Origin of the sequence: Xanthobacter autotrophicus (assembly GCF_030015065.1) — a bacterium.
GTDB lineage: Bacteria > Pseudomonadota > Alphaproteobacteria > Rhizobiales > Xanthobacteraceae > Xanthobacter > Xanthobacter autotrophicus_D.
Window position 1 is genome coordinate 1 of record NZ_JAIVFN010000062.1, and the last position, 15,322, is coordinate 15,322.

Below are 15,322 nucleotides of genomic sequence, written 5' to 3' on the forward strand. Positions count from 1 at the left end.
CCCCCTGACCGGACGCCCCGCCGCCGGGCAGCGCGCCTTCCCCGGTGCCCGCCGCCACAGGCCGTGCCCGGCGTCGAGGTGGCCGAGAGCGCGATCCGGGCAGATTGAACCAACCTGCTCGGTGAATCGCCCTCCGCGCTCAAGGAAAGAGCCCAAGTACCCGCAGCCCCGAGGCGCCGCCCCGCCAACCGCACCTCCAGCCAAGGACAGATCCCGTGCGCGCCTCCATCATCATCTCCGCCTTCGTCGCGGCGCTCGTGGGATTTGGCGGAACCCTCGCTCTGGTGCTGGCCGCCGCCCATGCGGTGGGCGCGAGCCCGGCGGAAGCCTCCTCCTGGGTCGCCGCCATCTGCCTTGCCATCGCCGCGACCTCCGCCCTGCTCTCCGTCCGCTACCGCATGCCCATCATCGCCGCCTGGTCCACGCCGGGAGCGGCGCTCATCGCCGGCTTCGGCTCGGGGACCGGAATGGCCTCGGCCACCGGCGCGTTCCTGGTCGCCGGCCTGCTGGTGGTGCTGTGCGCGGCGATCAGGCCCCTCGGCGCGCTGGTGGCGCGCATTCCGGTGGCGGTGGCCGCCGCCATGCTGGCGGGCGTGCTCGCGCGCTTCGTCATGGCTCTGGCCGAGCATGCGGCGGCGACGCCGTCCCTGGTCCTGCCGGTGATCGCGGTGTTCTTCATCGTGCGGCGTCTGTCGCCCAACTGGGCGGTGCCGGCGGCGCTGCTGGCGGGGGGCGCGGCGGCCGTCCTGCTCGGCCGGGTCGGCCCCATGCCGGCGCCCGAAGTGTCGGCGCTGGTGTGGACCACGCCGCGGTTCGACCCCCCCGTTCTGGTGGGACTCGCTTTGCCTCTGTTCCTTGTCACCATGGCGTCGCAGAACCTGCCGGGATTCGCGGTGCTGCGCGCGGGCGGCTACGTGCCGCCGGTGCGGCCCATCCTCGCCGTCACCGGGCTTGCCTCCATGGCGAGCGCGCCCTTCGGCGCCCACGCCACCAACCTCGCCGCCATCACCGCCGCCCTGTGCACGGGGCCGGACACCCACCCCGATCCGAGGAAGCGCTGGCTTGCGGGGCCGGTCTATGGCGGATTCTATCTGGTGCTGGCGGCGGCGGGCGCCTCGCTGGTGGGGGTGTTCGCGGCACTGCCCCCCGCTTTGATCGCCACCATTGCCGGCCTCGCCCTGCTCTCGCCCCTGACCGGTGCGCTCACGGCGGCGCTGAACGAGGAGAAGCACCGGGTCGCGGCGGTGGCCACCTTCGCCACCACCGCCTCGGGCGTCACCGCCCTTGGCCTCGGGGCGCCGGTATGGGGGCTCGCCGCCGGGCTCCTGATCGTGGGCCTCGACCGGATAAGACCGGCCTGACGCAAAAATCCCGCGGATGGCGAACCATCCGCGGGAGCAACCAGCCTCTCGTATCCGAACGCCCGAAGCCGGTTCAGGTCAACCGCCCGAACTCGTCGGCAAGCGGACGTTCCCGCCCGAGCGCCACTCCAAGCATGGGGATGAGAGGGCGCCTCAAGCCACGGTTGCGGCCTGCCGGCTCTCGGTCCGCCCTCTCAACTCGGTCGGCGCGCCGTTTGGTCAGCCCGCCTTCTTAGCCTTCATCTGCTGCATGACGGCGATGATCTCGCCCACGAAGCCGCGGCGGAACAGGGACACTGCAAGCACGAAGATCGCGCCCTGGATCACCAGCACCCACTCGCCGAGGCCGGCGAGGTAGTTCTGCATGGTCACGATCACCGCCGCGCCCACCACCGGGCCGAGGATGGTGCCCATGCCGCCCACCAGCGTCATCAGCACCACCTCGCCGGACATCTGCCAGGCCACGTCGGTGAGGGAGGCCAGCTGGAACACCAGCACCTTGGTGGACCCGGCGAGGCCAGCCAGCGCAGCCGACAGCACGAAGGCCATGAGCTTGTACTGGTTGACCCGGTAGCCCAGCGAGATGGCGCGGGGCTCGTTCTCGCGGATGGCCTTCAGCACCTGCCCGAACGGCGAATGGATGGTCCGGTAGATGACAAGGAAGCCGAACACGAAGATGGCCAGCACCACATAATAGAGATTGATGTCCTTCGACAGGTCGAAGATGCCGAACAACGCCCGTCGCGGCACCGCCTGCAGGCCGTCCTCGCCGCCCGTGAACGGGGCCTGGAGGCAGAAGAAGAAGAACATCTGTGCCAGCGCCAGCGTCACCATGGCGAAGTAGATGCCCTGGCGGCGGATGGCGAGCAGGCCGGCAAGCAGGCCCAGCAGGGCGGCGAAGACGACGCCGGCGAGAATGCCCAGTTCCGGCGAGAAGCCCAGCACCTTGATGGTGTGGGCGCACACATAGGCCGACCCGCCGAAGAACATGGCGTGACCGAAGGACAGCAGGCCCGTATAGCCGAGCAACAGGTTGAAGGCGCACGCGAACAGCGCGAAGCACATCACCTTCATGAGGAACACGGGATAGACGCCGAACGGCGCCACCAGAAGCACCGCCACCGCGGCGATGCCGAAGATGGTGCCCAGGCTGGACGAACCGGAGCCGGAGGCTGCGGGAGCGCCGGCGGGGTGGGTGGGAGAGGAAGTGCTCATGTCGCCGCCCTCACTTGGCCGTGCCGAACAGGCCGGCGGGCTTCACCATGAGCACGATGGCCATGATGACGAAAATCACCGTGGAGGAGGCCTCCGGGTAGAACACCTTGGTGAGACCCTCGACGATGCCGAGGCCGAAGCCGGTGACGATGGCGCCCATGATGGAACCCATGCCGCCGATCACCACCACCGCGAACACCACGATGATCAGGTTGGACCCCATGGTGGGGCTCACCTGGTAGGCGGGCGCCGCGAGCACGCCGGCGAGGGCGGCAAGGCCCACGCCGAAGCCGTAGGTGAGCGTGATCATGCGCGGCACGTCGATGCCGAAGGCCTGCACCAGGTCCGGCCGCTCGGTGGCGGCGCGCAGGTAGGAGCCGAGCTTGGTGCGCTCGATCACGTACCAGGTGGCGATGCACACCACGAGGGAGGCCACCACCACGAAGGCGCGGTAGTTGGGCAGGAACATGAAGCCGAGATTGGTGCCGCCCGGCAGGGGATTGTTGTAGGGCAGGCCCGAGGAGCCGTACTGCCGCCGGAACAGGCCCTCAATGATGAGGGCGAGGCCGAAGGTGAGCAGCAGGCCGTAGAGATGGTCGAGGTGATAGAGCCGTTTGAGCAATGTGCGCTCGATCGCCATGCCGATGATGGCCACGACGATCGGCGACAGCACCAGCGCGCCCCAGAAGGGGATGCCGGCATAGTTGAGCAGCATCCACGCCCCGAACGCGCCCATCATGTATTGCGCGCCGTGGGTGAAGTTGATCACGTTCAAAAGGCCGAAGATCACCGCGAGCCCGAGGCTCAGCATGGCGTAGAAGGCGCCGTTGATCAGGCCGAGCAGCAATTGCCCGAACAGGGCCTGCGGGGGAATGCCGAGAAGCTCGAACATCGAAGATCCGTCTCGTCAGGAGGATGCGGGCCAGCCCTGAGGGCCGGCCCGCCTGCATTGGAGGATCAGCCCTTCTTCACCAGCGGGCAGTCACCCTCGCCGATGGGACGGAAAGCCTCGTTCGCCGGAATGGTCGCCTTCAGGGTGTAGTAATCGTAGGGCCCCTTCGACTCCGACGGCTTCTTCACCTCGAACAGGAACATGGGGTGGATGTGGCGCCCGTCGGCGCGCACCTCGCCCTTGCCGAACAGAGGGTCGTCGGTGGGGATTTCCTTCATTTTGGCCACCACGGCAGCGCCGTCCTTGGCCGACTTCAGGGCTTCCACCGCCTTCAGGTAGTGGGTGACGCCGGAATAGACGCCGGCCTGTACCATGGTGGGCCGCTTGCCGCCGTTGGCCGCCGCGAAAGCGTCCGCGAACTTGCGGTTGGCGTCGGTCATGTCCCAGTACCAGGCCGAAGTCAGGTTCAGGCCCTGCGCCACCTTCAGGCCGAGCGAGTGCACGTCGGTGAGGAAGATGAGGAGGCCGGCGAGCTTCTGGCCGCCCTCCACGATGCCGTATTCAGCCGCCTGCTTGATGGAGTTGATGGTGTCGCCGCCGGCATTGGCGAGGCCGATGATCTTGGCCTTGGAGCTCTGGGCCTGCAGCAGGAAGGACGAGAAATCGGCGTTGTTGAGCGGCACGCGCACCTTGCCGGCCACCTTGCCGCCGTTTGCAAGCACCACCGCCTCGGTGTCGCGCTCGAGGGCGTGACCGAAGGCATAGTCGGCGGTGAGGAAGAACCAGGTGTCGCCGCCGGTCTTCACGATCGCCCTGCCGGTACCGTTGGCCAGCGCCCAGGTGTCGTAGGTCCAGTGCACGGTGTTGGGCGTGCAGGCCTTGCCGGTGAGGTCGGACGACGCCGCGCCGGAATTGATGAAGACCTTGTTCTTTTCCTTGGTGACGCCGCTGACCGCCAGGGCGACGCCGGAATTGGGCGTGTCGAAGATGGCGTCCACGCCGTCCACGTCATACCACTGGCGGGCGACCGAGGTGCCCACGTCCGCCTTGTTCTGGTGGTCGGCGAAGATCACCTCCACCTTGAGGCCCTTGGCGGCGGCGCCGAAGTCTTCCACGGCCTTCTTGGCGGCCCACACCGAGCCCTGGCCGCCGAGATCGGCATAGAGGCCGGACTGGTCGTTGAGCACGCCGATCTTCACCGGAACCTGGGCATAAGCGGCGCCGGCGCCCATGAGGCTGCTGGCCGCCAGAAAAATGGCTGCAAGACGCATGTGTTTTCCTCCCCACCGGCTCCCGCCGGCTTCTCTTTCAGGATCCCGGCGTCAGACGCCGAGGAACGCTTCGAGACGCGCCGCGTTTTCTGCGATCTTGTCGTTTTCCACCATGTCCACCACGCGCCCGTGCTCCACCACGTAGTGGCGGTCAGCGACGGTGGAGGCGAAGTGGAAGTTCTGCTCCACCAGCAAGACCGTGAAACCCTTCTTCTTCAGGTTCCGGATGATCTCGCCGATATGCTGCACGATCACCGGCGCGAGGCCCTCGGATGGCTCGTCCAGCAGCAGCAGCTTGGCGCCGGTGCGCAGGATGCGGGCGATGGCCAGCATCTGCTGCTCGCCGCCCGACAGCTTGGTGCCCTGGCTGTTGCGGCGCTCTTCCAGCCGCGGGAACAGCTCGTGCACCTCGTCCACGGTGAGCCCGCCGGGCAGCACCACGGGCGGCAGCAAAAGGTTCTCTCGCACCGAGAGCGAGGAGAAGATGCCGCGCTCCTCCGGGCAGATGGCGATGCCGAGCCGGGCGATCTTGTTGGGCGCGAGCCCCACCGTCTCGGTGCCCTCGTAGCGGATCGAGCCGGCGCGCTTGCGCAACAGGCCCATGATGGCCCGCATGGTGGTGGTCTTGCCGGCGCCGTTGCGGCCGAGCAACGTCACCACCTCGCCGGGATGAACGTCGAAGGTCATGCCGTGCAGCACGTGGCTTTCGCCATAATGGCCGTGCAGATCCTTCACCTGCAGCAGCGGAGTTCCGTTCGCGTGAGCCATGGTCAGTGCGCTCCGTGCCCGGTGCCCATATAGGCCTCGACCACCTGCGGGTTCTTCGACACTTCCGAATAGGGACCCTCGGTGAGGATCTCGCCGCGCGCGAGCACGGTGATCATGTCGGAGAGGTCGGAGACCACCGAGAGGTTGTGCTCCACCATCAGGATGGTCCGCCCCTCGGACACCCGCTTGATGAGGTCGGCGGTGCGGGCGATGTCCTCGCGGCCCATGCCCGAGGTGGGCTCGTCGAGCAGCAGCATCTCCGGCTCCAGCGCCAGGGTGGTGGCAATCTCCAACGCCCGCTTGCGGCCGTAGGGAAGTTCTACCGCAAGATGTTTCGCGTAAGAGGTGAGATCCACGTCGGCGAGCAACTGCATGGCGCGGTCGTTGAGCGCGTCCAGCGACTTCTCCGACTGCCAGAAGTGGAACGAATTGCCGATGGGCCGCTGCAGCGCAATGCGCACGTTCTCCAGCACGGTCAGGTGCGGGAACGTGGCCGAGATCTGGAACGACCGCACCATGCCCAGCCGCGCCACGTCGGCCGGCGGGGTACGGGTGATGTCCTTCCCGTTCAAGCGGATGGTGCCCCGGGTCGGATCCAGGAATTTGGTGATGAGGTTGAAGCAGGTGGTCTTGCCCGCGCCATTCGGCCCGATCAGGGCGTGAATGGTGTGCCGACGGATCCTGAGGTCAACGTTCTTGACCGCAGCAAATCCTTTGAATTCCTTGGTAAGACCAGACGCTTCAACGATGTAGGGCACGTCTGAGACGGTGTCCATGATCGTAAGGTGCCCTCGCAATTGCGGCCGAACGGGACAGCGAACGTGTCCCTGGCCATTTCCTCCGGATCGGCACCTTTGGGCGGTGCGCTTCATCTTGCGGCGCAAACTAGCACGTAGCGCTATGGGAGCGTCAATAGACCGCTCTCGCGACGTTTGTCTATCTCGATCTTGACTTCGGAATGTGCTGTCCAGCTCAAGCTCGAATTATTCCACTTGCGTGACCAGCAAATTGAGCAGCGGCGCCTCCGCGCCCGACGCCTGCAGCTGGACGAGACCCGGCGGAATCTTGAAGCGCAGGCTCTTGCGCACGCCCGGACAAGCGTGAAGGCCGGTGAAGGCCACCGGCTCGAGCGGGCGGCCATCCACCACCACGTCGATCCACGAAGGTCCCGAAACTGTGATCTGCCACAGCCGCTCGGACCCGGGCACCTGGACTGCCACCACGCCCGCGAACGAACGCGCGTCGCCCTTGCTCGGCGCGAGCGGGAGATTCGCTCCCGCCTGCGCCACGAGATGCAGGGCGACCGCGCCTTCGAGGGGCAGGGCAAGCGCTTCGCCGGGACGCACGTCTTTCGGCCGCGATGCGGCAAGGCGCGCGCGATCTGCAGCAAGGGGCCAAGCCGCCGTGTCGCAATCCTCCGCCGGCGCGGCCGGCTGGGCGCGACCGGCCGCGACCGGGCCGAAGATCGCCGCGACAGCGGCCGCGACGAATGCGCCGCGCCGCATGGAATACAGGAAGGACGCCATATCCGAGATCCCCGCCAAAGAAGCTATGTCCAAGTAGATATAACTCTACCTGAATACAACTCCTTTCGTGCAGGCCGCCTGCCGCCCCGGCGCGGTGGCGGCGGGGTCGAACCGGGGCCGCCGCGCTCACTCCGGCAAGGTACGGGCCTGGGCGTGATAGGCCTCGTTGGGGCGCATGTCGGTGGCCGAGGCGATTCGGTTGGACATGTTGAAGAAGCCCACCACCGCCGAAACGTCCCAGATGTCCCGCTCGGAAAGGCCGACACGGCGCAGGGCCTCGCGATCCTCCTCCTCCACTTCGCTGGGCCGCTCGGTGAGCTTGGCGGCGAAGTCGAGCATGGCGCGGCGGCGCGGATCGAGCCGGGCGGCGCGATAATTCATCACCAGCTGCTCGCCGAGGATGGGATCGCCCGACAGCTGACGCACTGCGGCGCCATGGGCGGTGAGGCAGTAATAGCAGCGATTCACGGCGGAAACGACCACCGCGATCATCTCCCGTTCCAGCTTCGAGAGGCCGGAAGGCGCGAGCATGAGATCATTATACATGGCCGCGAAGGCTGAAAGCTTCGCCATGTCGAAGGCATAGGCCTGGAGTACATTCGGAACGAAACCGATCTTCTCCAGGCACTTGTCGAAATAGGCCCGGTTGGCGGGATCAAGCTCCGCCGGCGGGAGGGGAAGCGCGATGGCTGGGAGGTCGTCCCGCTGCCGCGCCGGGGCGGGTGCGGCCGCCTTCGGGGTTCGCGCGGCGGCCGGCACCGCCTTCGCCGCCGCGGCAGGCACGACCTTGGCCGGCGCCTTTTTCGCGGGCGCCTTTTTTGCAGGCGTGCCTTTATTTTCGGCGGTCCCGCTTTTGCCCTTTTCCGCGCCCACGCCTGCCCTCACCTTCGTCGCCATCGCGTCGCCTCGTCATGCTCGCGTTGCCGGCCCGGTCCACAACCCGGGTCCAGAACTCGCCCGTTACCGGATCCATCGCAGACGGAGCCGGCCGGCGCTCCACAGGGGAAAGGCCATGAACATCATGGGATTTCAAGCCGGCGCGATCAATTGGGGGGATCCCACCGGCCTGACGGAGCTGAAGGCGCAGATCGCGGCCCAGGCCCCGGCCTTGCCCGATGGCTTCGTCGACACCTTCCTCGCCGCCGTGGCGCTCGAGGATCTCGTTCCCCTCACCCCGTCCTGCGTCGCCCTGCTGCTCACCGAGGCGTGGTCCCATGTCTCCAGCCGGCCCCGGGGGCAGTCCTCCGTGCGCATTTTCAATCCCGAGCTTCATGGCGGGCCGGTCACCGTCATCGAGGCGGTGAATGACGACATGGCGTTCCTCTATACTTCGCTGGCCGGCGAAGTCATCGAGCGCGGGCTGGAACTGAAGCTCGCCGCCCACCCCATCCTCCATGTGGAGCGCGACGCGGAAGGCGGCGTTACCGGGCTGGAGGATGCGTCGCACAAGAGCGAGCGGTCCGAGGAGAATCGCGAGAGCCTGATCCACATCCACGTCCCGCCCATCGGCGAGGCGGAGCGGGCGCAGCTCAAAGCCGTCATCGAGGAGATCCTCGCGGACGTGCGGGCCGTGAACGACGATTTCACGGCCATGCGCAAGCAGGTCCGCAGCCTCAGCAAGGGCTATCGCCGCGAGAAGCGCCCCTACGACCCCGCCGCCCAGGAAGAGGCGGCGGACGTGCTGGAATGGCTGACCGAGGACAACTTCGTCTTCCTCGGCCTCAGGCATTACGAGCTGCTCGCCGACGGTAGCCTGGGGGCGGAGGCGAACAGCGGCCTCGGCATCCTGCGCGATCCCGACGTGCACGAGCTGCGCCTCGGCGACCAGCCGGTGGTGACGACGCCGGAGATCTGCGCCTTCCTCGAAAGCCCCTCCCCGCTGCTGTTCACCAAGGCCAGCCTGCGCTCGCGCGTCCACCGGCGGGACATGATGGACTATGTGGGCATCAAGGCCCATGACGACGACGGCAGCGTGGTGGGGGAAGTGCGCCTCATCGGCCTGTTCACCGCCACCGCCTACACCCAGCCGGTGCACGAGATCCCTTACCTGCGGCTCAAGGCGGCATCGGTGGTGAAGGAGGCCGGCCTTGAGCCCGGAAGCCATTCGGCCCACGCGCTCCAGACCCTGCTCGAGACCTATCCGCGCGACGACCTGTTCCAGATCGGCACGGAAACCCTGCTGGTCCACGCCCGCGAGATCCTCTCCCTCTACGACCGTCCGCGGCTCCGGGTGCTGGCGCGGGCGGACCGGTTCGACCGCTTCGTCTCGGTCCTCGTCTTCCTGCCCCGCGAGCGGTTCGACGCGGAAGTGCGCGACAAGACCGGCGCCATCCTCGCCCGCGCCTTCGGAGGACGGGTGGCATCGGTCGATCAGGACTTCGTCACCGGCATCGCGCTCATCCGCGTCCACTTCATCATCGACCGCAACGACGGCCGCATTCCGCAGGTGGACCGCGCCGCGCTGGAGCGCGAGGTGGCGGATGCCATGCTCCCCTGGAGCGAGCGGCTCGGATCGGCCATCTCCGCCTTGCCCGGCATCGACTGGGAGACGGCGGCGCACCTGAAGCACCGCTACGCCTCCGCGTTCGGCCCCGGCTACGAGGCCGCATACGACATCGCGACGGCGCTCGCCGACATCGACCGGCTGGAACGCCTGTCGCCCGCGCGTCCCGTCGCCCTCGACTTCTACCGCCGCCCGGGCGACGACGAGCGTCGCATCTCCCTGCGCCTGCTCTCCTTCGGCGCGCCGCTGCCCCTCTCCACCCGCGTGCCCATGCTGGAGAATATGGGCCTCAAGGCCATCAACGAGCGCTCCTACCGCATCGAGCCCGCGGGCGGGGCGACACGCAGCTGGCTGCACGACATGACCCTGGAGCGCGCCGATGGCGGCTCCATCTCCATGGCGGGCGCCGACGAGCGACTGGAGGACTGCCTCAACGCGGTGCTGCGCGGCGCGGCGGAGAATGACGGCTATAACGGCCTGGTGCTCGATGCCGCCCTGTCCTTCCGCGAGGCGGCGCTGGTGCGCACCCTGGGCCGCTACCTGCGGCAGGCGGGCCTCCCCTTCTCGCAGGACTATATCTGGCAGACGCTGAACGCCCACGGCGCGCTCGCCCGCGCCATCGTCGGCCTGTTCCACGCCCGCTTCGATCCCGCCCTCGATTCCTCGCCCGAGGCCCGCGCCGCCCGCGAGGCACCGCTGCGCGCCGTCATCAACGACCAGCTCGCCTCGGTCTCCAGCCTCGACCAGGATCGCATCCTGCGGCGCTTCGTGAATCTCGTGGACGCAGCCATCCGCACCACCTTCTACCAGCGCGACGCCGAGGACCGGCCCCGCGAGGCCATCGCCATCAAGTTCGAGAGCGCGAAGGTGCAGGACCTGGCCCTGCCCCGCCCGCTCTATGAGGTGTTCGTCTATTCGCCGCGCGTGGAAGGCGTGCACCTGCGCTTCGGCAAGGTGGCGCGCGGCGGGCTCAGGTGGTCCGACCGGCCGCAGGATTTCCGCACCGAGATCCTCGGCCTGGTGAAGGCGCAGCAGGTGAAGAACGCGGTGATCGTGCCGGTGGGCGCCAAGGGCGGCTTCGTCCCCCAGCGCCTGCCGGCCGGCGGCAGCCGGGAGGCCGTGATGGCCGAGGGCACCGCCGCCTACGAGATCTTCGTCTCCAGTCTCCTCGACATCACCGACGACCTGAAGGGCGGGCAGGTGGTACATCCCGCCGACACGGTGCGCCTCGACGACGACGATCCCTATCTCGTCGTTGCGGCGGACAAGGGCACGGCCACCTTCTCCGACGTCGCCAACGCCATCTCGGCCCGCCACGGCTTCTGGCTGGACGACGCCTTCGCCTCCGGCGGCTCGGTGGGCTACGACCACAAGGCCATGGGCATCACCGCCCGCGGCGCCTGGGAAGCGGTGAAGCGCCATTTCCGCGAGATGGATATCGACATCCAGGTGACGCCCGTCACCGTGGCCGGCGTCGGCGACATGTCCGGCGACGTGTTCGGCAACGGCATGCTGCTGTCGAGCGCGCTGAAGCTGGTGGCCGCCTTCGACCACCGCCACATCTTCATTGATCCCGATCCGGACCCGGCCGCCGCCTTCGCCGAGCGCCAGCGCCTGTTCAACCTGCCGCGCTCCTCCTGGGCCGACTATGACGCGCCCCTCATCTCGAAGGGCGGCGGCGTGTTCCCGCGCAGCGCCAAGAGCATCGAGCTGACGGACGAGGCCCGGGCCCTGCTGCGCTTCCCCAAGGCCCATGCGACTCCGGCGGAGCTGATCAACGCCATCCTGAAGGCGCCGGTGGACCTGCTCTTTTTCGGCGGCATCGGCACCTATGTGCGCGCCTCCGGCGAGACCGACGCGCAGGTGGGCGATCGCGCCAACGACGCGGTGCGCATCACCGCCGCCGACCTCGGCGCCAGGGTGGTGGGCGAGGGCGCGAATCTCGGCATGACCCAGCGCTCCCGCATCGAGGCGGCGCGCCGGGGCGTGAAGCTGAACACCGACGCCATCGACAATTCGGCCGGCGTGAACACCTCCGACGTGGAGGTGAACATCAAGATCGCCCTCGCTTTGCCGCTGGAAAAGGGCGACCTCTCCGCCCCCGACCGGGCGGCCCTGCTGAAGCAGATGACCGGCGAGGTCGGCGCCCTGGTGCTGCGCAACAACTATCTGCAGACGCTGGCGCTCTCCCTGGCCGAGCACAAGGGCGCGGACGACCTCGCCTTCCAGCAGCGGCTGATGCAGATGCTGGAAGCGCGCGGGGAGCTGGACCGGGCGGTGGAATTCCTGCCCTCCGATTCCGAGATCGCCGACCGGCGCTCGCGCGGGGAGCACCTCACCCGGCCCGAGCTGGCGGTGCTGCTGGCCTATGCCAAGCTGGCGCTGGACCAGGACCTCGTCGCCTCCAACGTGCCGGACGACGCCTACCTTTCCGGGGAGCTGGTCAACTATTTCCCCCGCGAGATCAAGGAGCGCTACCCCCACGCCATCGAGACCCACCGGCTGCACCGGGAGATCATCGCCACCGGCCTGTCCAATGCCATCGTCAACCAGGGCGGGCCGTCGTGCCTCGCGCGCATCGCGGACCAGACCGGCGCCGACGCCCCGGCCATCGCCCGCGCCTTCGCCGCCGTGCGCGACAGCTATCACCTGCCGGAGCTGAATGCCGCCATCGACGCCCTCGACAACAAGGTGCCGGGCGCGGTGCAGATCGCCCTCTATGCGGCGGTGCAGGACCTGATGATCGGTCGCACCATCTGGTTCCTCGGCAACGTCTCCTTCGCGGACGGCATCGCCGGCGTGGTGGAGCGCTATCGCGCGGGGGTCGCCGCGGTGGCGGCGGTTCTGGAAGAGAGCCTGCCCGAAGCCTGGCGCCGCGATCGCGAAGCGCGCATGGCCGACCTCATCGGGCACAACGTGCCGGAGGATCTCGCCCGCAAGATCGCCTTCATGCCGGGACTGGCGGCGGCGTCCGACATCGCCCTCATCGCCGAGACCACCGGCAAGTCGATCCCGAGCGCCGCCAGCACCTTCTTTGCGACCGGACGCACCTTCGCCATCGACGACCTGTTCATGCAGGCCCGCAGCATCCTGGCGCCGGACTATTACGACCGGCTCGCCCTCGACCGGTCGCTGGCCCAGCTGGAGACCTTCATGCGCCGCATCACCGAGCAGATGCTGGTGGGCGACAAGGCGGGCGAGGCGGCGGTGGACGCCTTCATCTGCGCCCGCCACGAGGAGGTGGAGCGCATGCGTCGCACGGTCCGCGAGATCGCCGCCTCCGGCCTCAGCCTGTCCAAGCTGACGCTGGCGGCGAGCCTGCTCTCGGACCTGGTACGGAGCTGAAACGACGGCCCCGGTCCATGACCGGGGCCGTGCGCTTCTTGCCGGGGCGCCGCGCGCGCCCGATGACGTGCGGGCCAGATCAGGCCGCGCCGGCCCGCACCGGAGCCGGGGCGGCAACCGGGACGGAAGGGGCGGTGGGCGCGGGCGGTGCTTCCACGGCCTCCACCGCCGCCGCGATGGAGGTGACCGCCGCGTCCTCGCCTTCGAGACGTTCCGGCTGCCCCTCCTCCAAGCCCCAGTCGGCGACGATCACCCGCCGGCCGGGTGCATCGCGCCTGAGGCGACGGATGGTGTAGCGCCGGTGCGCGGGGGTTGCCGGCGACAGATAGGACAGGACCAGGAGTCCCACCTCGTCGTCGACCGGCCGGCCGAGCCCGCCGTGCGGGCGCGTCTCGCACCGCACGCCGGACTGGCGCAGCCGGTGGGCGAACAGCAGCGCCGCCGCCTCGTCGAGCGCCGATCGGGCCGCAAGGGCCAGGACGCGGGAGGACGCCGCGCCATGCGGCTCATCCTCCGCCGCCGCGTCCGGCAGATAATCCAGAAGCTCGGCGAGGGTTTCCTTGAGCCGGATCTGGCGTGCCTCGTCCAGCACGCCGCGGGCGGCATCGCGCTGGGCCAGCCGCAGCGCCGGCAGCGCCACCCCGTCGCAATAATCGGCGAAGGAATTCTGCTTCAGATGCTCCTCGGCCGCGGCGGCGGCCTCCAGCGGATCGCCCGCGAGCAGGCGCTGGTAGAGCAGCTCGCTCGCCGACAGGGGCGGCTGGTCGCCCAGCGCCACGTCGAGGAATTCCAGGCTCTCCACGTGGCGGCCCAGCACAACGAGGCAGAGCGTGAGCGGGGTGGAGAGCAGCAGCCCCACCGGCCCCCACAGCCAGGTCCAGAAGGTGGCCGCCGCGATCACCGCCACCGGCGACAGGCCCGTGGAGCGGCCATAGAGCAAAGGCTCGATCACATGGCCCACCAGTGGTTCCACCACCAGGAACAGGGCGGCGGTGGACAGCACCATGGTCCAGCCGGGATCCACCGCCAGCGCGAGGCCGATGGGCAGCGCCGCCGCCACCGCCGCGCCGATATAGGGCACGAAGCGCAGCACCGCCGCTGCCAACCCCCACAGGAAGGGACTTGGCACCCCGATGGCCCACAGGCCGAGGCCGATGACGGTGCCGAACCCGGCATTCAGCGCCACCTGGGCCAGGAAGAAGCGCGACAGCCGGCTCGCGGCATCGTCGAGGGCCGCCGTGGTGCGCTGGATGTCGTGCGCGCCCGCCAGCCGCACGAAGCGGTTTCGCAGGTCCTCCCGCTGCAGCAGGATGAACAGCACGAAGATGAAGACGATGCCGAAGGTGGCGAGGGGATGCAGCAGCGGCGCCGCCACGGCCGAAAGGGTGCCGAGGGTGCCCGGCGGCGGCTGGCGCACTTCCACCGGCACCGGCCGCCCGTCGGCGGCGCCCGTCGCCCCCTGCCCGCCGGTCGCCGGCTCGTCGATCTCCCGGCTGAGGTCCTGGAGCATGTCCATGGTGCGCTCGAACGCGCCGGAGCCGCCGGCCGCATCCTTCAGGGACTTGATCTTCTCCCGCATGTTCATGCGGTACTGGGGCAGATCCGCCACGAGATCGGTCACCTGCATGGCCAGCACGCCGCCGAGGGCGAGGAGCCCCACGAAGGTGACGAGCACCACCGCCACCACCGAGGGCGTGCGCGGAATGCGGATGCGGCGCAGCACCAGGATGACCGGCGCCAGCACGAAGGACAGGAGGATCGCCACCGCGATGGGCACGAACACGTCGCGCCCGAGATAAAGCACGGTGACGATGGCGATGGCCGCGAAGAAGGTGACGAGGCGATCCTGCCCGCTGCCGAGCCCGGGTGTCTTGAACGATGGATCCCCCGAACGCAGCATGCCTTGCTCCCTCTCCCGCCGGTTCCGCCGCGATCGCCCGCCGGCATCCCGGGCGCACCGGGACGCTGGGGACAACGCTCCAGCACGGCTTTGCGATCCACCCCCCTCCCCCGCGAACCCGGCGGAACGCGGCGGCGGTGACGGGCGTTCGATGAGCGTTAAGGAGCGGAGGCCACGGCCATGTTCATCTATCGCGTTGCCCTGCGCGGCGGTGGCGGGGAGGAAATGCACGTCCGCGACAGGCGCCCGCCCAAGGCCATGGCCCGGGACCTGGTGAAGAACGGCTACCTGGTGACGGAGGCCGTGACGGTGCGCGCCGCCTCCTCCGCCTTCGACGATGCCGACGGCAACAAGGTGAAGGAGGAGTTCTTCTCCGCCGCGCCCATCGGTGCCGCCGTCCTGGTAGCCGACGCGGTGGCAGCCCTCGTGGAGCACGTGGTGCCGAAGGATGCCGGCCCCATGCCGGAACTGCCGGAATAAGGGCCTGCCCGAATCGGCCATCGAGGTCTGCCGGCGGCCCGCGCTCTCCCGTCGGCCCCTG

Annotated in this window: 11 protein-coding genes; 3 read left to right on the plus strand and 8 right to left on the minus strand. The window is 68.8% G+C overall.

The genetic code is table 11. From position 1 onward, the window contains the following. Positions 1-215 precede the first annotated feature (215 nt). The gene (locus K9U40_RS13455) at positions 216-1,361 is read left to right on the plus strand and encodes a benzoate/H(+) symporter BenE family transporter (RefSeq protein ID WP_282890682.1); all 1,146 of its coding nucleotides are present in this window, start codon (positions 216-218) and stop codon (positions 1,359-1,361) included. A gap of 219 nt (positions 1,362-1,580) precedes the next feature. Here K9U40_RS13455 and K9U40_RS13460 read toward each other — a convergent pair whose 3' ends face one another. From K9U40_RS13460 to K9U40_RS13490, 7 genes are all read right to left on the minus strand, one after another. Next, a complete protein-coding gene (locus K9U40_RS13460; protein ID WP_282890683.1) occupies positions 1,581-2,576 on the minus strand; it encodes a branched-chain amino acid ABC transporter permease in 996 nt (331 codons plus the stop codon). A 10-nt stretch (positions 2,577-2,586) separates the two neighbouring features. After that, on the minus strand, positions 2,587-3,468 hold the full coding sequence (locus tag K9U40_RS13465; RefSeq protein WP_282890684.1) for a branched-chain amino acid ABC transporter permease: 882 nt from the start codon (positions 3,466-3,468) through the stop codon (positions 2,587-2,589). A 65-nt stretch (positions 3,469-3,533) separates the two neighbouring features. Continuing rightward, positions 3,534-4,739 carry an ABC transporter substrate-binding protein gene (locus tag K9U40_RS13470; protein ID WP_282890685.1) on the minus strand — a complete coding sequence of 402 codons (1,206 nt, stop codon included), beginning with the start codon at positions 4,737-4,739 and terminating at the stop codon, positions 3,534-3,536. Between the two features lie 51 nt (positions 4,740-4,790). Next, the gene (locus K9U40_RS13475) at positions 4,791-5,507 is read right to left on the minus strand and encodes an ABC transporter ATP-binding protein (protein ID WP_282890686.1); all 717 of its coding nucleotides are present in this window, start codon (positions 5,505-5,507) and stop codon (positions 4,791-4,793) included. 2 nt (positions 5,508-5,509) lie between these two features. Further along, positions 5,510-6,283, minus strand: a complete 774-nt coding sequence (locus K9U40_RS13480; RefSeq protein ID WP_282890687.1) for an ABC transporter ATP-binding protein — start codon at positions 6,281-6,283, stop codon at positions 5,510-5,512. A gap of 207 nt (positions 6,284-6,490) precedes the next feature. Then, positions 6,491-7,033 (minus strand): hypothetical protein, encoded by a 543-nt coding sequence (locus K9U40_RS13485; RefSeq protein WP_282890688.1) that lies wholly within the window; start codon positions 7,031-7,033, stop codon positions 6,491-6,493. Positions 7,034-7,159: 126 nt separating this feature from the next. Then, positions 7,160-7,720, minus strand: a complete 561-nt coding sequence (locus K9U40_RS13490; protein WP_282890700.1) for a peroxidase-related enzyme — start codon at positions 7,718-7,720, stop codon at positions 7,160-7,162. 325 nt (positions 7,721-8,045) lie between these two features. On the opposite strand from K9U40_RS13490, the gene K9U40_RS13495 reads away from it, so the two are divergent. Further along, the gene (locus K9U40_RS13495) at positions 8,046-12,881 is read left to right on the plus strand and encodes an NAD-glutamate dehydrogenase (protein ID WP_414114981.1); all 4,836 of its coding nucleotides are present in this window, start codon (positions 8,046-8,048) and stop codon (positions 12,879-12,881) included. Between the two features lie 79 nt (positions 12,882-12,960). Here K9U40_RS13495 and K9U40_RS13500 read toward each other — a convergent pair whose 3' ends face one another. After that, on the minus strand, positions 12,961-14,781 hold the full coding sequence (locus tag K9U40_RS13500) for an AI-2E family transporter (RefSeq protein ID WP_282890690.1): 1,821 nt from the start codon (positions 14,779-14,781) through the stop codon (positions 12,961-12,963). A gap of 180 nt (positions 14,782-14,961) precedes the next feature. Here K9U40_RS13500 and K9U40_RS13505 point away from each other — a divergent pair, with 180 nt between their 5' ends. Beyond that, positions 14,962-15,261, plus strand: a complete 300-nt coding sequence (locus tag K9U40_RS13505) for a hypothetical protein (RefSeq protein ID WP_282890691.1) — start codon at positions 14,962-14,964, stop codon at positions 15,259-15,261. The last annotated feature ends 61 nt before the right edge of the window (positions 15,262-15,322 follow it).